Annotated in this window: 14 protein-coding genes and 4 pseudogenes; 6 read left to right on the forward strand and 12 right to left on the reverse strand. The window is 61.9% G+C overall.

The annotated features are described in order from the left end of the window. Window positions 1–38: 38 nt before the first annotated feature. Both ACFQAU_RS05270 and ACFQAU_RS05275 read right to left on the reverse strand, forming a co-directional pair. Window positions 39–1,168 (reverse strand): annotated as a pseudogene (locus ACFQAU_RS05270) (TRAP transporter substrate-binding protein). A 232-nt stretch (window positions 1,169–1,400) separates the two neighbouring features. After that, window positions 1,401–2,348, reverse strand: coding sequence for an SDR family oxidoreductase (locus ACFQAU_RS05275; protein ID WP_132444704.1), 948 nt, complete (start codon window positions 2,346–2,348; stop codon window positions 1,401–1,403). Between the two features lie 268 nt (window positions 2,349–2,616). Between ACFQAU_RS05275 and ACFQAU_RS05280 the strand changes: the two are divergent. Both ACFQAU_RS05280 and ACFQAU_RS05285 read left to right on the forward strand, forming a co-directional pair. Next, window positions 2,617–2,805: pseudogene (locus ACFQAU_RS05280) on the forward strand (AraC family transcriptional regulator); the annotation flags it as partial. 128 nt (window positions 2,806–2,933) lie between these two features. Further along, window positions 2,934–3,503, forward strand: coding sequence for a helix-turn-helix domain-containing protein (locus tag ACFQAU_RS05285; protein WP_386281014.1), 570 nt, complete (start codon window positions 2,934–2,936; stop codon window positions 3,501–3,503). Here the strand turns inward: ACFQAU_RS05285 and ACFQAU_RS05290 are convergent. From ACFQAU_RS05290 to ACFQAU_RS05330, 9 genes and pseudogenes are all read right to left on the reverse strand, one after another. Next, window positions 3,437–4,324: a M20/M25/M40 family metallo-hydrolase gene (locus ACFQAU_RS05290; RefSeq protein WP_386281017.1), complete on the reverse strand. Its 888-nt coding sequence runs from the start codon at window positions 4,322–4,324 to the stop codon at window positions 3,437–3,439. The genes ACFQAU_RS05285 and ACFQAU_RS05290 overlap by 67 nt on opposite strands. Then, window positions 4,243–4,575, reverse strand: a complete 333-nt coding sequence (locus ACFQAU_RS05295) for a hypothetical protein (protein WP_386281020.1) — start codon at window positions 4,573–4,575, stop codon at window positions 4,243–4,245. Before ACFQAU_RS05295 ends, ACFQAU_RS05290 begins: the two co-directional genes overlap by 82 nt. Window positions 4,576–4,647: 72 nt before the next feature. Next, window positions 4,648–5,820, reverse strand: coding sequence for a M20 aminoacylase family protein (locus tag ACFQAU_RS05300; RefSeq protein WP_132444710.1), 1,173 nt, complete (start codon window positions 5,818–5,820; stop codon window positions 4,648–4,650). Next, window positions 5,817–7,501 (reverse strand): annotated as a pseudogene (locus ACFQAU_RS05305) (ABC transporter ATP-binding protein). Before ACFQAU_RS05305 ends, ACFQAU_RS05300 begins: the two are co-directional and overlap by 4 nt. Before the next feature lie 3 nt (window positions 7,502–7,504). Next, complete coding sequence (locus tag ACFQAU_RS05310) at window positions 7,505–8,392, reverse strand: ABC transporter permease (protein ID WP_067625113.1); 888 nt, start codon at window positions 8,390–8,392, stop codon at window positions 7,505–7,507. Window position 8,393: 1 nt separating this feature from the next. Next, complete coding sequence (locus ACFQAU_RS05315) at window positions 8,394–9,335, reverse strand: ABC transporter permease (protein ID WP_120350187.1); 942 nt, start codon at window positions 9,333–9,335, stop codon at window positions 8,394–8,396. Window positions 9,336–9,450: 115 nt separating this feature from the next. Continuing rightward, complete coding sequence (locus ACFQAU_RS05320; RefSeq protein ID WP_132444714.1) at window positions 9,451–11,061, reverse strand: ABC transporter substrate-binding protein; 1,611 nt, start codon at window positions 11,059–11,061, stop codon at window positions 9,451–9,453. Window positions 11,062–11,095: 34 nt separating this feature from the next. Then, window positions 11,096–11,677, reverse strand: a complete 582-nt coding sequence (locus ACFQAU_RS05325; RefSeq protein ID WP_386281030.1) for an MlrC C-terminal domain-containing protein — start codon at window positions 11,675–11,677, stop codon at window positions 11,096–11,098. Next, the gene (locus ACFQAU_RS05330; protein WP_386281034.1) at window positions 11,571–12,650 is read right to left on the reverse strand and encodes a M81 family metallopeptidase; all 1,080 of its coding nucleotides are present in this window, start codon (window positions 12,648–12,650) and stop codon (window positions 11,571–11,573) included. Before ACFQAU_RS05330 ends, ACFQAU_RS05325 begins: the two co-directional genes overlap by 107 nt. A 148-nt stretch (window positions 12,651–12,798) precedes the next feature. Between ACFQAU_RS05330 and ACFQAU_RS05335 the strand changes: the two genes are divergently transcribed. Continuing rightward, a complete protein-coding gene (locus ACFQAU_RS05335) occupies window positions 12,799–13,605 on the forward strand; it encodes an IclR family transcriptional regulator (protein ID WP_132444718.1) in 807 nt (268 codons plus the stop codon). A gap of 210 nt (window positions 13,606–13,815) precedes the next feature. Further along, window positions 13,816–15,234, forward strand: coding sequence for an amidase (locus ACFQAU_RS05340; protein ID WP_132444720.1), 1,419 nt, complete (start codon window positions 13,816–13,818; stop codon window positions 15,232–15,234). Window positions 15,235–15,453: 219 nt separating this feature from the next. Here ACFQAU_RS05340 and ACFQAU_RS05345 read toward each other — a convergent pair whose 3' ends face one another. Further along, a complete protein-coding gene (locus ACFQAU_RS05345; RefSeq protein WP_067622040.1) occupies window positions 15,454–15,765 on the reverse strand; it encodes an ETC complex I subunit in 312 nt (103 codons plus the stop codon). 63 nt (window positions 15,766–15,828) lie between these two features. Here ACFQAU_RS05345 and ACFQAU_RS05350 point away from each other — a divergent pair, with 63 nt between their 5' ends. Both ACFQAU_RS05350 and uvrB read left to right on the forward strand, forming a co-directional pair. After that, a complete protein-coding gene (locus tag ACFQAU_RS05350) occupies window positions 15,829–16,191 on the forward strand; it encodes an antifreeze protein (protein ID WP_240791591.1) in 363 nt (120 codons plus the stop codon). An 87-nt stretch (window positions 16,192–16,278) separates the two neighbouring features. Next, window positions 16,279–18,482, forward strand: a pseudogene (gene uvrB / locus ACFQAU_RS05355) (excinuclease ABC subunit UvrB). Window positions 18,483–18,547: the final 65 nt, after the last annotated feature.

Consider the following 18,547-nt stretch of genomic DNA (forward strand, 5'->3'; position numbering starts at 1 on the left):
GTGGCGCCGGGGGCCTCATTACTTGCGGGTATGCGTGATCACATTTTGATCTTGCCGGGGAAGTAATGCTCATAAGCAAGCCCGTAGTCCGGCGAGTTCATCAACTCGTAATAGGCCACGCGGTCGACCCATTCGCGCTGACTGTCGAGGGTCTTTTTCATGAAGGGATCGGATTCCAGCTCGGGGATCAACTCGTCCCATGCTTTGAGCTGCGCATCGAGGATATCTTTCGACGTCCGCCGCACGTTCACGCCCGCTTCGTTTTGCAGGAATTGCAGGTCCGCCGAATAGCGGTCCATCGCCTTGGCCGTGTTCGCGGTCGAAACCGCTTCCACAGCGTATTTGAGGATCGCTTGAAGATCAGGGTCGAGGTCTTCGAGGAACATCTTGGAGAACAGGAATTCAAAGCTCTCAGACGCTTGGTGATAGGACGACAGATAGTAGTTCTTGGCAACGTCCTGTGCGCCGAAATCCTTGTCCGATGAGGGGTTGTTGAACTCAAAGGCGTCGATCACGCCCCGCTCCATCGCGGGTACGATTTCACCGCCCGGCAACTGTGCAACAGACATGCCCAGCTTGGCCATCAGATCGGCGGCCAGACCCACGGTGCGGTACTTGAAGCCTTGCAGGTCATCGACCGTATTGACCTCTTCTTTGAACCAACCAAAGGGCTGCGCGAACATCGGGAAGCCCATATAGCCCACAACGTCGAGGCCCATGATATCTTGCGTCAGCTCGTTATAAAGCTCCTGACCGCCGCCTTGGTAGAACCACGACAGCATGGTTGTGGCAGAGCCGCCAAAGACCGGCCCCGTGCCAAAGAGCGACGCAGCTTTGTTTTTGCCGTACCAATAGACGGGCACGGAATGCGCCGCATCAATCAAACCGTCGTTCACCGCATCAAGCACTTGGAACGCAGCAACAACCGCGCCCGCAGGCAGCACGTCGACCTTGAGACGCCCTCCTGACATCTCCTCCACCCGTGTCGCGTAATCGCGGGCAAAGTCTTGCCAGATGTTGGCGTCATTCCACGACGTCTGCATCTTGATGACGATCGGCGCTTGGGCCAACACCGCCGGTGCGGCCAGCATGCTCCCGGTAGCGGCCCCCCAGCAAGTGCGGACTTCGTCAGGAACGAACGTCGATTGAACTTTTTAGTCTCAGTCATATTTCCTCCTCCCAGAGTGGCCGCCCCTTTGCTTACTTTGAAATACGCTTTCGGTCGGGCGGCCCGAGATCAGAGACTAACCGAAAGATCTCATTTGGCAAGAATTGTCCGCAGGCGTCTCATCAACTGCAACTTTATTGTGCAACTGACACACGAAACGACACTCTGCGCCGGGTCCGAGCATGCCTGATTTCGCAGGGTTTGGCGGGGCTATTACATGCCCCGCCCCACCTCACACGGCCCAGTGAAAACCGGTTTCTTCCTCGGACCGCTGCCAGAGTTTGACCATCGTGGCGTTGTCATAGGCATAGGGCTCCAGCGATCCGCGCCCGACCGGGCCGACCATCTCCATTCGGCCTGTGGGGCCGTAAAGCGCGCGCTGCTCCAGCCCGTTTTCGGTGGCGCACATGACCTCTGGATAGGCGCCCCGCTCTGCCGTTTGAACGATCGGCAGTTTCGACATGAGCCACCACGTGAACCGCGTCATCAGGCCACCGCTGGTGCTGATCAAAGAGGTGGCCGAGGCACCGGGGTGGCAGACATAGACCTCAACGTTCTTTCCCGCCTGCGCGACGCGGTCCTGCAATTCATAGGCAAACATCATCTGCGCCAGCTTGCTCTGACTATAGGCGGGGTTGGCGCGGTAGTTCTTGTCCCAGTTCATGTCGTCGAACTGGATGGTGCGCAGGCCCATCTTGTAGCCAAGGCTCGCCACCACCGCGATCCGGCCCGCGGTCTCTTCGATCCGGTCGAACAACAGCCCGCAGAGCAGGAAGTGGCCGTAGTGGTTGGTGCCCAACTGGCTTTCATGTCCCGCCTTGGTTAGCTGGCGGCTTGGCACCTGCGCGATGGCGGCGTTGCAGATCAGCGCGTCGATCCGGGGAACATCGCTCAGAACCTCTGCCGCAGCGCTGCGCACCGTGTCCAGATCGGCTAAATCCATGCGAACAAAGCTGACCTGCGCCGCCGCGCCATATTCGTCTTTCAGCTTTGCCACGGCCTCCGCCGACCGCTCTGTACTGCGGTTCAGCATCACGACCGCGGCACCTTTGCTCAGCAAGGTCCGCGCCGCTTGAAAACCGGCCCCCGCATTGGCCCCGGTGATCACAAAGGTCTTCCCCTCCAGCCTGCCAATCCGCTCAGGGGTCCAGCCGTGCGCGCCGAAAGTCTTGTCTGCCATGGTCTTGCTCCTTACCGTTAAAGAGGCATCGCGCCCCGTTGGCCTTGCAGATAAATCTCACAACCCAAGGGAAACAGGCCGGATCGTCGCGATTACTTGCCTGATCCTCTCACTCCTATTGCTTTCATCAAACAAGCGGCCCTAGATTGGGGCCATGAGCAAACAGCAAATCCGACATATCATCGAACAGCACAGCCAGCGCGACGGCCTGACCGAGACCGGCATCAAGGGCGTTCAGCTTTTCCAAGCGACCAGCGCGATCCCCTGTGTGCCAGCGGTCTATGAGCCCTGTGTCATCGCCATCGTCAGCGGCGCCAAGGAGGCTGTTTTGGACGGCAAGCGCTATGTCTATGACGACAGCCGCTATATGTGCTGCCCGATGTCGATGCCGGTCAAAGCGGGCACGCCAAGCGCGTCACCCCAAACCCCGCTTTATGGCGTCTTGATCGCCCTTGATGCGCGTTTGATGGCCGAACTATCGCTAGAAATGGAAAGCGCGGGAAGCCTCATCCCCCCGCCCCCGGCGATCTGCGGGCGGAGGGCATCAAGCTGGCCGCATGGGATGATGCCTTCTCTGACGCGCTGTTGCGTCTGTTGCAATTGGGTCAGAGCGAGACCGACCGCGCCGTGCTCTCCGATGCGCGTCTGCGTGAGCTATACTATGCTATTCTCAAAGGGGAGGCAGGGGTCTTTGCGCGGCGCGCCTTTGGGGCGGGCAATGCTGTTGCGCGGGCGATTTCGCATGTCGCCGCCCATTTGGACGCGCCCATCTCTATCGACGATATGGCCAAACGCGCCGGGATGAGCCGCGCGGTATTTCACCGCAAGTTCAAAAAGGTAACGACGATGTCGCCGATTCAGTTCGTCAAATCCATGCGGCTGAACAATGCCGCCATGAAAATCGCAGGCGGGAGCACGGTCGGCGAAGCGGCGATGGGTGTGGGCTATGTCAGCGCCTCGCAATTCAGCCGGGAATTCAAGCGCATGTATGGCCAATCCCCCGCGAATGGAGCGACGCACAGCAGATGGCCGCCGGGCTGGCGTAGAGGGGAACCGACAGCCCCCTCCGGGGCCTTGTTGATCCCTCTTTACGGTGTCAGCCGACAGAACAGACCCGCCGCCAGCTTGGCCCGCTCGGTCAGGCTGTCGATATAGATATGCTCTTGCAACGTATGCAGCCCCTTGCCGCGGACGCCGATGGAATCCAGCGTCGGCAGGCCCAGAAAACCGGTAAAGTTGCCGTCCGATCCGCCCCCGGCAGAGCTTCCGGTGATCTCGATCCCCAGTTCGCCCCCGATGTCTTGGGCAAGTTTCAGCATGGCCATCGTGCCGGGCTGGTCGGGCTCCCAAACCGGGCGGGTGACACCGCGGCGGATTTCCATGATCACGTCGCCCTCGTCCGAGTTCAGCGCCATCATCTTTTCCACGCCTGCGTCGAGTTGTTCTTGCGTCTTGGCCATGCTCAGCACCTCGGCATCGCAGACCGAGGACACGCAGTTGACCCATTGGCCCGCGTGAAAGACCCCAAGCGAAAAGGTGCAGTCCTCGGTCGTCATGCCTTCGATCGTGCCCACGGCCTTGGCCATTTCCGCGATGGCCGATCGGCCTTCGGACAGCGCCCAGCCCGCGTGACTGGGGCGGCCCCGCGTCTGAAGATTGAACCGCGCGATGGCATAGCGCCCGATCACCGCGCCGCCGTCGGGGCGCGCGGGTTCGGGGACGAGGATGTATTTGTGGCGCTTGGCCTCCTCTTCGATCAGCCGGCGGGTGGCGGGGGTGCCGATTTCCTCATCAGGGGTGAACAGCACCGTCACCGGCAGCGGCGTCTCGACCCCGGCGGCCAGCAGTTTGCGCAGCGCATCAAGATAGACGTAATTGCCGCCCTTCATGTCCATCAGGCCGGGCCCATAACAAATCTCGCCTTCGCGTTTGTAGGGCAGTTTGGCCAATGTGCCGATGGGGTGAACCGTGTCCATATGGCCCAGAAGCAGAATGCCCCCTCGCCCGCTTTGGGATGAGGCATCTCCGCGCGCAGGCTGTCGCCCAGCCCCATCGGGCTTGGGATACGCTCGGTCCGCGCGCCCAGGATCGCCAGATCGTGCTGCACCACATCCATCATGCGGTTCACCGCCGCCCCGTCGAATGTGGGGCTTTCGGTTTCAATCCAAGGGCGCAGCCCGGTGAGCATTTCTTCGGTATCAAAGGGCAAATCGAGCGGGTTGGTCATATTCAAATTCCTTTTCTCCGCCGCGCGACAGCAGGGCGAATGGCTTAAATCAAAGCGGGTGGGTGCAATGGCCTAGCTGCCGACCTTCGGCAGGCGCGTCTCAACGATCCTTGCATAGATCGAGGCACCGATGGGCAGAATGGCGTCATCCAGTACGAAACCGGGGTTGTGCAACGGCACGCTGCCCGCATGACCCACCCGGCAATAGGCGCCTGGCACCACCTTTAGCATATCCGCGAAATCCTCGGACCCGCTGGCCTGCTCGGTCGAGACATGGGCATTCTCGCCCCCCACCACACTGGCCGCCGCTTCGACATAGGCGGTGGTGAGTTCCGGATCGTTCATCAACACGTCAAAGACGTTGCGGATATCAACCGCGATCTCAATCCCATAGGCAGTGGCCATGCCTGCGCAGAGTTCGCGCATCCGGGCCTCGGCCATCTCGATCACGTCTTGGTGGAAAAAACGGATCGTGCCCGCGATGGTGGCGGTATCGGGCACCACGTTATAGGCCGAGCCCGCGTTGAATTTAGTGACAGACAGCACGATCGGCTTGGTCGGCGGGGTGTTGCGGCTGACCACGGATTGCAACTGCTGCACCAGCGCCGTGCCGATGACGATGGGGTCACGCGATTGATGCGGCATCGCCGCGTGGCTGCCGGTGCCTTTGACGGTGATGTCAAAGAAGGCCGCCCCGGCCATGGCCGCACCGGGGGTGACATTGACCACGCCGGGCTCTGAGTTTGGATCGTTGTGCATGCCGTAGATCTCGTCACAGGGGAATTTTTCGAAGAGCCCTTCCTCCAGCATCCGGCGCGCACCGCCCAACCCCTCCTCGGCGGGTTGAAAGATCAGCACCACGGTGCCGTCGAAATCCCGTGTCTCCGCCAAATAACGTGCGGCCCCCAGCAGCATGGTGGTGTGGCCGTCGTGGCCGCAGGCATGCATCCGTCCGGGGTTGGTCGAGGCATAGGGCACGCCGGAATCCTCCACAATCGGCAGGGCGTCCATATCCGCGCGCAGCCCCACACGGCGGTTGCCGCCGCCCGCGCCCTTAATGATGCCGACAACACCCGTGCCGCCCAGCCCTTCGTGCACCTCGTCCACGCCATAGGCGCGCAGCTTTTCGGCCACGATGCCCGCGGTGCGGACCTCTTCGAACCCCAGTTCGGGATGGGCGTGGATATCTTGACGGATGGCGGTGAGATCGGCGGCAAAGGCTTCGATCTTGGGAAGGACGGTCATGCGGTGGCTCCTGTCGTCATGGTAGCGCTGCCGAGCGCGCGATAGTTGGCAAAATCCCAATGGCGGCCGGGCGCCGCTTCGATCAGGTTGCGGGTGTAGTCGTGATGTGGATTGGCCAGCACATCGCCTGCGGGGCCGGATTCAACGACCTGCCCGCGCTGCATGACCAAGACCTCGTCACAAATCTGCGCCGCGACGCGCAGATCGTGGGTGATGAACAGCATGGCCACGCCGAACTTCTCTTGAATGTCGTCCAAAAGGTCGAGCACCTGTGCCTGAACGCTCACATCAAGCGCCGAGACGGCCTCATCCGCGACCAGCAGATCGGGTTTCATCGCCACCGCGCGCGCAATGGCGATACGCTGGCGCTGCCCGCCCGAGAACTGATGTGGATAGCGGTCGAGCGCATCGCGCGGCAGGTCCACCAGTTCCATCAGCTCAGCGGCATGGCGCATCGCTTCGGCACGCGGGGTGCCAAAATTGATCGGCCCTTCGCAAAGACTGCGCGCCACGGTCCAGCGCGGGTTGAGCGAGCGGTAGGGATCCTGAAACACGATTTGCAGATGTTTGCGGTGGTCGCGCAGTTGGCGGCGCGAGAGTTTGGCAATCTCGGTCCCCGCGACATTCACGCTGCCCGCAGTCGGATCAATCAGCCGCATGATGGCCCGTGCCACGGTGGATTTGCCAGAGCCGGATTCCCCCACGATGCCCAGCGTCCGCCCCGGCTTGATGGTAAAGCTGACATCCTGCGCGGCCTTGACCCCTTCGCTGCGGCGCAGGAAGCCGCCGCCGCCATAGGTCATATCAAGCCCGGCGACACGCACCACCTCGCTCTGCGCTGCCGCCGCCCTTGCGGGGCGCGGGGTGAGGTTTGGCACTGCCGTCAAAAGCGTGCGGGTATAGTCCTTTTGCGGATCGGTCAGGAGCTTTTCAATCGGCGCGCGTTCGACGATCTTGCCCTGCTGCATGACCGTCACGGTATCCGCGATCTCGGCCACCACGCCCATGTCGTGGGTGATGAAGAGAACGGCGGTGCCGTGTCGCTCTTGCATCTCGGCAATCAGTTTGAGGATCTGCAATTGCGTGGTCACATCCAGCGCCGTTGTCGGCTCATCCGCGATCAGCAGATCAGGGTCGAGGATCAGCGCCATGGCGATCATGATGCGCTGGCGCTGCCCCCGGAGAGCTGGTGCGGGAAGGCCGAGAAAATGCGGTTCACATCCGGCAAATGCACCTGATCCATCATGTCGAGCGTGCGTTTCTTAACCTCCGACTGACTGAGATCACTGTGCATGTTGAGCACTTCCATGATCTGCTCGCCCACCCGCAGCACCGGGTTCAGCGCGGTCATCGGCTCTTGGAAAATCATCGCGATGCGCCGCGCACGCAACTGGCGCATCTGGGCGTGGCTGGCGCTGGTGATCTCGAAGTCATCCAGCGTGATGCTGCCGCCCTGTACCTCTAGGGCCGATTTTGGCAGCAGCCCCATGGCCGCGAGCGAGGTCACGGATTTGCCCGAACCGGATTCACCCACCAAGCAATGCGTTTCGCCCGCCCGGATCGTCAGGTCGATGCCGTCAATCACCGGTTTGGCCTGTGGACGCCCGCTCAACCCAATGCGCAGATCGCGCACTTTGAGCACCTCACGCGCCTCCGAGAAGTCTTTGTTCTTGAACTGCATCTCTCAGCCCTCCCGTTTCTTCATGCGCGGATCGAGCAGATCGCGTGCGGTGTCGCCCAACAGGTTGATCGACAGGATGCAAAGCGACAGCAGCAGACCCGGCCAAAAGATCAGCCCCGGCTTGATCTGAAAGTAGGTCCGCCCCTCGGCCATGATGTTGCCCCATGTGGGGATCTCGGTGCTGACGCCCGCGCCAAGGAAGCTGAGGATCGCCTCGATCAGGATCGCCGAGGCGCAGATATAGGTGCCCTGCACGATCAGCGGTGCCATCGTGTTGGGCATCAGGTGCTGGATCAGGATTTTGGGCATGGAGGAGCCAAGCGCGATCGCGGCCTCGACATAGGGTTCCTCGCGCGCTGAGAGCACGACAGAGCGGACCAGCCGCACCACGCGCGGCACCTCTGGCACGGTGATCGCGATGATCACCGACCCAAGGCTCGGCCCATTCAGCGCCACCAAGGCAATTGCCAGCAGGATCGCAGGGATCGCCATCAGGCTGTCCATGATCCGCATGATGATGCTGTCGGCCATCCGAAAGAACCCCGCCACAAGGCCGATGGCCAAGCCGATGGCGACGCTGACCAGCGCCGCGCCGACGCCAATGAGCAGCGACACGCGCCCGCCCACCATCACCCGGGAGAATGTGTCCCGCCCGTAAGGGTCGGTGCCCAGCAGAAATTCCTCGGACGGTGGTTTGAGCCGCGCGGCTGAGTTCATCGCGAGCGGGTCATAGGGCACGTAGAGCGGTGCCAGAATGGAGGCCAGCACGATGGTTACAAGGGTCAGAGCCGCCAGCATGGGGCCGATACCGACCCTCGCGCCCGCAGGCAGGGAAAGCAGTCCGGTCAGCACCTGAAAGGCGCTGTGACGGGATTGGGGTTGCTCGATCATGTCAGTACCGGATCCTTGGGTCGAAGAATGAATAGGAGACGTCAACCAAGAGGTTCACGAAGACGTAGATGCCCGCGGTCAGCAGGATCATTGCCTGAATGACGGGGTAGTCGCGCGCGAGGATCGCATCGACCGTCAGACGCCCGATGCCGGGAATGTTAAAGACACTTTCCGTCACCACCACGCCCGAGATCAGCAGCGCGAAACCGGTGCCAATGATGGTCAAGATCGGCACCGCGGCATTGCGCAGCGCATGGCGGAAAAGCACGACATTCTCGCGCACGCCCTTGGCCCGCGCAGTGCGGATGTAGTCTTCGCCCAAAACTTCGAGCATGGAGGCCCGCGTCATCCGCGCGATGAGCGCGACATAAATCGTGGCCAGCGTCAGCGAGGGCAGAATGGCCCGCGAGAAGAACGGCCCGATGCCGTCCGACGGGGCCTTGTAGCCCTGCACCGGCACCCAACGCAGTTCAATCGCGAAGATTTGGATCAGGATATAGCCGATCACGAAGACCGGCACCGAAAAGCCCAGTACCGAGAAGGACATCACCAGAAAATCGACCCATGTCCGGTGACGCCAGGCGGCGATCACGCCCATCGGCACGGCCAGCAGAACCGAGATCGTGATGGTCATCAGCGCAATGTTGATGGTCGGCCCCAGCCGGTCGCCCAACATGCCCGCCACAGAGGTATTCGACAAAAGCGAGACGCCCAGATCACCGCGCAGCAATTGGCCGATCCATGTGAAAAACTGTGTCAGCAGCGGATCATTCAGACCCAGACGGTCACGGATCCGTTCGAGCTGTGCGGGGGTGGCGGCATCGCCGGCAAGAATGGCTGCCGGATCACCGGGGGTGAGACGCAGCAGAAGGAAGACGAAGATGGCGACGATCAGCATGACCGGGATCGTGGCCAATACGCGCTTCAGGATATAGACGAGCATTTTCCGGAAGGTCCCTTTCGGCGGAAAGAAGGCAGTCCCGAAGTCGGTTCGGGGCGCTGCCTGCGTGCAGAGGTGACGGTGGAGAGCGCGGCGGGCGCGCTCTCCGAGGGCTGGATTATTCCGCCTCTTTGGTCATGTTCCAAAACACCGGTACGGGCGACGGCAGCATGTTCTGGATCGTGTTGCGGCGCGCCTGCGGGATCAGATATTCGCCCATCATGATGTAGTTGACGTTATCCATGACGTGTTTCTGGATCTCTACAGCCACTTCTTTTTGCGCCTCGGGCCCTTCGGCTTTCATGAACTTGGCCCGCAGTTCTTCGATCTCGGGATCAGTCGGCCAGCCAAACCATGCCTCGTCGCCACGGCCACTGACCATCACATTGGTCAGCGGGTCCGAAACCTCGGGCACCATCCAGTTGGTGAAGAACATGTTCCAGCCGCCTTCAGAGACCGGGCTTTGCTGGGCGCGGCGCTGCACGACCGACTGCCAGTCCATCGACTGCATGTCGACTTCGAAACCGGCTTCGCGCAGGGCTTGGGCGGCCACGACAGGTTGGTTGATCAGGCTGATCACATCCGTCGGCGCCATCAACACGATCGGCGTGCCGTCATAGCCCGCTTCTTCGAGCAGCGCCTTGGCCTTTTCAGGGTCCGCGCCACCGGTCACGATCTCTGCATCCGCTTCGTCACCCAAGGGTGTCGAGCAACCAAAGATCGCGCCGCAGACGTTGTAATAGGCCGGGTCGCCCTGCATCGTTTGCAGCATGGATTCTTGATCCAGTGCCGCCATGGCCGCCTGACGAACCAGCTTGTTGTCAAAGGGTGGGTGCAGGTGGTTGGGCCGACCGATGGTGACATACCCAAGATCATCGCGAGTCTCGACCGAGACTTCGGGGCTGCTTTCGAGGATCGGCAGCAGGTCGATCTGCACCTGTTCAAGATAGTCGATCTCCCCCGCCGAGAGCGCGTTGATCGCGGTCAGCGCGTCGGGCATCGTGGTCCAGACAACACGGTCGACATTGACGACCTTGCCGCCCGCCATCCACGAGGCTTCCTCGTCGCGCGGGACGTAGTCGTCGAACTTCTCATAGGTGACATTCACGCCGGGCTCGTATTCATCTTGGTTAAAGACGAAGGGGCCGGAGCCGATGTATTCCGTGATCGTCTCATCCGCCGAGGTTTCGGCCACGCGCTTGGGCATGATGAAAGGCGGCACCGCGGATTGTTTGGAGATCACCGACAAGAGCGGGCCGAAAGGCTCGGTCAGGGTCCAAACGACGGTCTTTTCGTCGCTGGCCTCAAGGCTTTCGGTCACGTCAAAGATCAGCTGGCCACCGCCATCACGTTTGCCCCAGCGTTTGAGAGAGGCCACGACATCTTCGCCGGTGACCGGCGCATCGTCATGGAACATCAGCCCATCGCGCAGGGTGAAAGTATAAACCAACCCGTCTTCGGAGACTTCCCAGCTGGCCATCTGCGGCTGCGGCTCAAAATTCTCGTCCACGGCGGTCAGCACGTCATAGATCATATAGCCGTGGTTGCGGGTGATATGCGCGGTGGTGATGACCGGATCAAGAACCCGCAGGCCCGAGTGCATGACCGCCGTGATGGTCGTTTCGCCATCCTGCGCCGCCAGTGAGCCGGGCGCCAAAAGCGCCGTGGTGGCGGCGAAGGCGGCGGCAAGTCCGCGCGACTGTTTCAGTGCGGATCGTAGAGGTATCATGTGGTTTTCCCTTGTTGAGTGATCTTTTGATTTTTTATTGGGCCATGGCAGTCTTGCCGCCATGGTCAGGTGGTGCAGAAGGTGCACCGTCGGCCCCGAACCGGGGACCATCTGGGGACAGCCGAAGCCCAACGCGCAGGCGCGTGAAGGGCAAATCGGCCGGATTGAGGGGCATCGGCCCCGGCGCGCAGGCGACAAGGATGTCGCGCGCGATGGGGGCAAAGTCTGCTCGGAAATGGGTCGAGCTTTTGACCACCAGCAGGCCCATCTCTTCGGGTGGGATGCCGACAAAGCGAAACATCTCGCGGTCGGCCATCTGGGCAATGCGGCTGGTCACGACGACATGAACCCCGCCGATGCGCAGACAGGCAGAAGGGCCGAGGTTCAGCGCCGTGCCGCCGTAATAGGGGCCCGTTGCGCGCAGCGTCCCGTCAGACAGATGCACCACGGTGGCCGTCGTCTGAAACGGCGCGTCGTCCGTCACGCTGGCATGGCCGCCAAGGGCGACATTAACGTCGGCCCCGACCCCGGCCAGATGGGCCGCTTCGGCGGCGGCGGGGTCGACGATCAAACCGATGGCTGCATTCTGCGCCTCTGCCTTGACCAAGGCGCGCAACAGGCCGGTGGTCGCTGAAACGCCCCCGCGCCGGGATTGTCTTGGGTGTCGGCGATGACGACAGGCCCCGGCCCGCCCCGGCGGCGCGTGAAAGCGCCTCTGCCACCGCTGCGTCGGGGTCATAGGCTTCGTTCTTTAGAAAAGCGGGCGCTGCGGCTTCATAAGACGCCGCAAGCCTGTCAGCGGCGGCATCTACGTCGGCCTGAGTTTCGCCATAGGCCACGGCCACGGGGCCACAGTCAGGTATATCCGCGGCTGGAAAGCCCATGAACAGGCTGGCCGAAAGCGCCCCCGCGGCTTCGCAGGCAGCAACACCCTCATAGATCTCGCGCCCCGGCGACATTTCGGTCGATTGAAACGGGATCGGCACCAGATAAGACATCTGGCGAAAGGCCTTGGCCGGGCGCAGGCCCGTGGTCATGATCCGGTCAAGATGGCGGGCCGCAGCGGCGCCGGTTTCGGCCATATCCACATGCGGATAGGTGCGAAAGCCGACCAGCACATCGACATTCGAAACAAAATCTTCAGAAATATTGCCATGAAGATCAAGCGCCGTTGCGATGGGCAAATCCGGCCCCACGACCTCGCGCAGACGCCGGATTAGTTCCCCTTCCCCGTCGTCGAGATGTTCAGCCACCATGGCGCCGTGCAGGTCCAAAAAGACCCCGTTAAGCGGCCCGGCATTTCGGATGCCTTCAATGATCTCACCGGCGATCGTCTCATAGGCGTCGCGGCTCACATGGGCCGAGGGGATCGCCCCTGCCCAAAGGATCGGAACGATATCCCAGCCTTGGGCCTGCCCAACCCGCAGCGCGCCCGCCATGCCAAGATTGACCTCTTGGAAGGCGGAGAACATCGCCGCGCCGCGCACCATGGGGACATAGCCACCGCCGCGTTGGAAAGCCTCCATATCCGCCGGATTGGGGGCAAATGTGTTCGTCTCGTGCAGAAAGCCCGCAACAGCGACGCGCATTCCAGAACCACTTCCCAAACCTGTCTCCTTCGCCTTACCAGCCCCTGTATTTGCGGGACTGCACCCCTTGAGTATCGCAGTGCAATACACCTATAGTGCACAGCAAGCGTAAGCGGCGCATTAACGATTCGTCAACTACAGGCCATTCATGAGCAGATTTTTCCGAGAAGACGCCCCGCAGGCGGCGCAGAATCAGGCAGATGACGACCGATTGTTCGTCCGGGCAGCAGATCGCGCAATGCAGGTGCTGGGGGCCTTCCACCACGCGACCGGGCCGATGACGCTTTCCGACATCGCCAAGACCGCCGGGATCGACCGATCCGCGGCCCAACGGCTGGTGCATACGCTCACGAAGAGTGGCTATATCCGGCGCAGCGGGGACGACCGCGGATATCTGCCGGGCATCCGCCTGCTGGATCACACGCTTGATCTGCTGCGGCTCGACCCTGTGGTGCAAAAAGCCACCCCGGTCTTGCTGGAACTGCGCAAATCCCTGCGCGAGCGGGTCGACCTGAGCCTCTATGATGAGACGCGCCTGATCTATGCCCTGCGGATGCAAAGCAAACGCGAGACCTTTTTCGCGACCCTTGTGGGCCACAGCGTGCCAACCTTTTGCACCGCAGGCGGGCGGGCGGTGCTTTCGCAGCTTCCCGAAGACGAGGCGCGCGAAATTCTTACCCGCGCGCCGCTGCATCCCTTCACCTCCAGCACCAAGACCGACCCCGAAGCGATCGTGGCCGAACTCAGCCTCGCCCGCGAAAATCGCTTTGCCGTGGTATGCGATGAATATGCACTGGGCGAAGTGGCGGTGGGCGTTGCCATCACCGACCGCAACGGCGCCCCTCTCAGCGCGATCCACCTTGCCGGTTCCCTCTCGGAATACACGCCGGAAGAGTTTGTCGCCAAAGCAGCGCCCTTGGCCATCGAAGCCGCCAACGCCATCATGGCCGGATGATCGTGTTTTTGGCCGCCCTTGCGGGATCGCTCTGCCCCCAAACATTGGCCAGCCGCGCGAGGGCCACGAAAAGCCTGCTATATAACCAACCCCATCAACGCCCGCGCATTTCGCCCCGAATTTACTTGCGTTGCTAAATTCTTTCTCCGAAGTTCGCGACATCGGGGCGCGGATGCCGCTTTGAAAAATGACTGAACGAAAGGAACCGGAATGACCGACAGTAAACCGCTTTGGCAATGGGACGCGCAGGAAATCGCAAGCGCGACCCGCGCAGGCAAACTCTCGGCGGTTGAAGCGACCGAGGCGGCGATTGCGCGCATGGAAGAGGTCAATCCGGCGTTGAACGCGGTGGTCGAAAACCTCGCCGCCGAGGCCCGCGCTGAAGCGGCGGCGCTCGACAAAAGCGGCGCGCCCAAGGGGCCGCTGCACGGTGTTCCGGTGACCATCAAAATCAACGTAGATCAAAAGGGCCACGCCACCAGCAACGGCGTCCCTGCCTTTAAAGATGTCATCGCGCCCGAAGACGCGCCGGTGGTGCGCAACCTCAAACAAGCGGGCGCAATCGTGATCGGGCGCACCAACACGCCGGAATTCTCCTTTCGCGCCGATACCGACAACCCGCTTTATGGGCGCACCTACAACCCTTGGGGGCGACACCTGTCGGCGGGCGGCTCCTCCGGCGGCGCGGGGGCGGCTGTCATGGCGGGGATCGGCGCGCTGGCGCATGGCAACGACATCGGCGGCTCCCTGCGCTTCCCGGCCTCGGCCAATGGGGCGGTGACGGTAAAGCCGGGTCTGGGCCGGGTGGCCGCATTCAACCCCAGCCAGAGGGCCGAGCGGGGCTTTTTGGCGCAATCCATGTCGGTGCAGGGCCTGATTGCGCGCAGGGCAGCGGACCTGCATCTGTCGATGCCCAGCCTGATCGCCGCGGATGCGCGTGATCCGTTTCACGTGCCCCTGCCGTGGCGCGGCGAAGCGATCGAAGGCCCGATCCGCGTGGCTTTCACCCGCGATGATTTCGGCTTTGGCCTGCACCCGGACGTGGCCACCGCCCTCGACAAGGCGGCATCCGCGCTCGACAACGCGGGCTATGCCGTCGAAGAGGTGGAGCCGCCGCTCGCCTATGAAACCGGGAAGAATGGGTATCGCGCCCTCATGGGCGAAGTCGAGGCCCTGATGGGCGAGGATATCCTGGCCCATGGGTCTGACGATCTGAAGGCGATCTTTGAAAATTACTACACCGAATACCCGCCCTTCAAAGGCACCGAGCAGCTCTCCATGGTCGCCAAACGCACCCATTACGCGCGCGAATGGTCGATGTTCCTAGAGGACTACCCCCTCGTGCTGACCCCCTTCATGTTCGCCCCGTTCTTCACATCCGGGCGCGACACCGAAGGTCTGGAAGGCGTTCGTGAGGTCTTGGGGAAGGGGCTTTGGTCTTTCGTCATGAACTTTACCGGCCTGCCCGCGGGCAACATCCCCACGCATATCGCAGAGCTGCCCAGCGGACCGCAGCCCATCGGCGTGCAAATCGCAGGCCGCCGCTGGCGCGAGGATCTTATCGTCGACGCCATGGCGGCGATCGAAGGCGAGATTCCTCCGGCGTGCACCAGATTGTGGGGAATTTGAGGCGATCATCGGGGCTGTAACGTTCCGCAGAAACGGAGCGGCGGCAGCCCCGGTCGGGACCTGATTTAGCGGAACGAAGTGAAGGACGCTGGCGCTTAAACGACGCCAGTTCTCGCCATTGTGACAGTTGTCAGCGGCATCGGTTCATATTCACGCAAGCCCTCCGAAAGCGGGGCCAGCAGCGATGTTGATCAGGTGAAGTGCAGAGCCGTCTACCCCTCAGTGGGTCCACGCCCCACGCCGCCCGGTCGCGAAATTCTCGCCATAGCCACCGGCGCGGATGTTGGGCTTGCGCTTGTTGGGCAGTTGCACCTGCGCGTCGATGCCGTGATCGCGGGCGTATTCTTCGGCGGCTTCGCGGGTGTCGAACTGCAAGCGCACTTGGCTCTGCGTATCATCGGACGAGGTCCAGCCCATCAGCGGATCAACGCTGCGCGCTTCCGCGGGCGAAAACTCAAGCAACCAAACACGGGTCTTGGCCGTGCCGGAGGACATCGCTGTACGGGCGGGTTGGTAGATACGTGCGCGCATTTCGGGACTCTCGCTTCAGGAACCTCGGGCTTTATCTAATATTCCGTGCCAAGGGGCAAGGGAATGCAGGATCGTGCAAATAAACCCTACCATGCTGCGGTGCAGAGACTACATGATGGCTACCTCATTGGAGTGCACGATATGACCCCCTTTACCTTCTTTGCTTTACAAAGCCAGTTTGCCGCCTTGGCGGTCGAAACCCAGATCGTGATGTCCCTGCGCCTTTTGGCCATGGCCGGTGCGCTGCCCGCGCGCCCCGGTGAAAATAACCGCATGGTCGCCGAGAAAGGCCCCGCCATGGTTAAAGCCTTCAGCGCCGGGACGCAGGCAATGATGCTGGGCAAAAGCCCCGATCAGGTCATGAACGCCTCGCTCGCGCCCCTTGCCCGCAAGGTGCGACAGAATCGTAAACGATTGATGAAGTAGCGGCAAAAGCGCCCTTCGCGGCCCCCTGCCCCTTGAACCCCGCGTGAAAGAGGGCACCTATGGGAAGCTTGACGAAGGATACCCGCGATGCCCTATGCCCATTCCGACAAATCCGAGGGGATGCCGATGCTGGCAAACCCCGCGCCAGACGTGCGCAGCCGCCCCAAGCTGGAGGGCGGCCATAAGTTCAAGCTGGTGACCGAGTTCGCTCCGGCGGGCGACCAGCCCACCGCGATCAAGGAATTGACCGAAGGGGTGAACTCGGGCGAGCGCGATCAGGTGCTTCTGGGCGCGACCGGCACGGGCAAGACTTTCACCATGGCCAAGGTGATCGAGGAAACGCAGCGCCCAGCGATCATCCTTGCGCCCAACAAGACGCTGGCGGCGCAGCTTTACGGCGAATTCAAGGGCTTCTTCCCCGACAACGCGGTGGAATATTTCGTCTCATACTACGACTACTACCAGCCCGAAGCCTATGTCGCGCGGTCCGATACCTTCATTGAGAAGGAAAGCCAGATCAACGAACAGATCGACCGGATGCGCCACTCCGCCACCCGCGCGCTGTTGGAGCGTGACGACGTGATCATCGTGGCCTCGGTTTCCTGCATCTACGGCATCGGTAGCGTCGAGACCTACGGCGCGATGACGCAAGACTTGAAAGCGGGCGGCATGTACGACCAGCGCAAGGTGATCGCCGATCTGGTGGCGCAGCAGTACAAGCGCAACGATGCAGCATTCCAGCGCGGCTCTTTCCGCGTGCGCGGCGACAGCCTTGAAATCTTCCCCGCTCACCTTGATGACCGCGCATGGCGGCTCAGCTTCTTTGGCGAGGAATTGGAAAGCATCACCGAATTCGACCCGCTGACGGGCGAGAAGACGGACACGTTCGACCAGATCCGCGTCTACGCCAACAGCCACTACGTCACGCCGAAACCGACGATGTCCCAAGCTATCATCGGCATCAAGAAAGAGTTGCGCACCCGGCTCGACCAACTGGTCGCCGATGGCAAACTGCTGGAAGCGCAGCGGCTGGAACAGCGCACCAATTTCGACATTGAGATGCTAGAGGCCACCGGCGTCTGCAACGGGATCGAGAACTATTCGCGCTATCTGACGGGCCGCGCACCGGGTGAGCCGCCCCCACCCTCTTCGAATTCATCCCCGACAGCGCCATCGTCTTTGCCGATGAAAGCCACGTCTCGGTCCCGCAGATCGGCGGCATGTACAAAGGCGACTATCGGCGCAAATTCACGCTGGCCGAACACGGCTTCCGTCTGCCGTCCTGTATGGACAACCGCCCGTTGAAGTTCGAGGAATGGGACGCCATGCGCCCCCAGTCGGTCTTTGTGTCGGCCACGCCCGCGGCATGGGAGATTGAGCAGACTGGCGGTGTTTTCACCGAACAGGTGATCCGCCCCACCGGCCTGCTGGACCCCCAAGTCGAGATCCGGCCCGTCGAGATGCAGGTCGATGACCTACTGGATGAGGTCCGCAAAGTCGCCGCCGATGGCTACCGCACACTCTGCACCGTGCTGACCAAACGCATGGCCGAAGACCTCACCGAATACATGCACGAACAGGGCATCCGCGTGCGCTACATGCACTCCGACATCGACACGATCGAGCGGATCGAAATCCTGCGCGATCTGCGGCTCGGGGCCTTTGATGTGCTGATCGGGATCAACCTGCTGCGTGAGGGGCTCGACATTCCCGAATGTGGGCTGGTGGCCATTCTAGATGCCGACAAAGAAGGCTTCCTGCGCTCGGAAACCTCATTGATTCAGACCATTGGCCGCGCCGCGCGAAACGCCGAAGGCCGGGTCATCATGTATGCCGACCGCATCACCGGTTCGATGGAACGCGCCATGGGCGAGACTGAGCGCCGCCGCGTCAAGCAGATCGCCTATAACGAAGAACACGGCATCACCCCCGCGACGGTCAAGAAAAACGTCGAAGACATCCTTGCCGGGCTCTACAAAGGCGATGTGGACATGAACCGCGTCACCGCCAAAGTCGACAACCCGTTGGCAGGCGGCAATTTGCAAACCGTGCTCGACGGGCTGCGCACCGACATGCGCAAAGCGGCCGAGAACCTTGAGTTCGAAGAGGCCGCAAGGCTGCGCGATGAGGTCAAACGGCTTGAGGCGGTCGATTTGGCCGTGGCCGATGACCCGATGGCTCGGCAGCAGGCGGTGGACCGCGCCGTCGATGCTGCCCAGCAGGCCTCGGGGCGCAGCACCTCTGGCCGCGGCGGGATGCGCGGCGGCAACGTCAAGCGCCGCAAACGGTAACGCGTAAGGGCCGCCCCATGGGGTGGCCCTTACGCACGATCAGAATGTCAGAGCGGCGAGGCTAC

Origin of the sequence: Sulfitobacter profundi, from assembly GCF_042661425.1 — a bacterium.
GTDB lineage: Bacteria > Pseudomonadota > Alphaproteobacteria > Rhodobacterales > Rhodobacteraceae > Sulfitobacter > Sulfitobacter profundi.

What these genes read in the sequence shown, in the direction of transcription:
- ACFQAU_RS05345 (WP_067622040.1), bottom strand. Translation starts at nt 15,765, where the DNA reads ATGCGCGCACGTATCTACCAACCCGCCCGTACAGCGATGTCCTCCGGC.
- ACFQAU_RS05300 (WP_132444710.1), bottom strand. Translation starts at nt 5,820, where the DNA reads ATGACCGTCCTTCCCAAGATCGAAGCCTTTGCCGCCGATCTCACCGCC.
- ACFQAU_RS05275 (WP_132444704.1), bottom strand. Translation starts at nt 2,348, where the DNA reads ATGGCAGACAAGACTTTCGGCGCGCACGGCTGGACCCCTGAGCGGATT.
- ACFQAU_RS05340 (WP_132444720.1), top strand. Translation starts at nt 13,816, where the DNA reads ATGACCGACAGTAAACCGCTTTGGCAATGGGACGCGCAGGAAATCGCA.
- ACFQAU_RS05310 (WP_067625113.1), bottom strand. Translation starts at nt 8,392, where the DNA reads ATGATCGAGCAACCCCAATCCCGTCACAGCGCCTTTCAGGTGCTGACC.
- ACFQAU_RS05290 (WP_386281017.1), bottom strand. Translation starts at nt 4,324, where the DNA reads ATGGACACGGTTCACCCCATCGGCACATTGGCCAAACTGCCCTACAAA.
- ACFQAU_RS05320 (WP_132444714.1), bottom strand. Translation starts at nt 11,061, where the DNA reads ATGATACCTCTACGATCCGCACTGAAACAGTCGCGCGGACTTGCCGCC.
- ACFQAU_RS05315 (WP_120350187.1), bottom strand. Translation starts at nt 9,335, where the DNA reads ATGCTCGTCTATATCCTGAAGCGCGTATTGGCCACGATCCCGGTCATG.
- ACFQAU_RS05295 (WP_386281020.1), bottom strand. Translation starts at nt 4,575, where the DNA reads ATGACCAACCCGCTCGATTTGCCCTTTGATACCGAAGAAATGCTCACC.
- ACFQAU_RS05330 (WP_386281034.1), bottom strand. Translation starts at nt 12,650, where the DNA reads ATGCGCGTCGCTGTTGCGGGCTTTCTGCACGAGACGAACACATTTGCC.
- ACFQAU_RS05335 (WP_132444718.1), top strand. Translation starts at nt 12,799, where the DNA reads ATGAGCAGATTTTTCCGAGAAGACGCCCCGCAGGCGGCGCAGAATCAG.
- ACFQAU_RS05350 (WP_240791591.1), top strand. Translation starts at nt 15,829, where the DNA reads ATGCAGGATCGTGCAAATAAACCCTACCATGCTGCGGTGCAGAGACTA.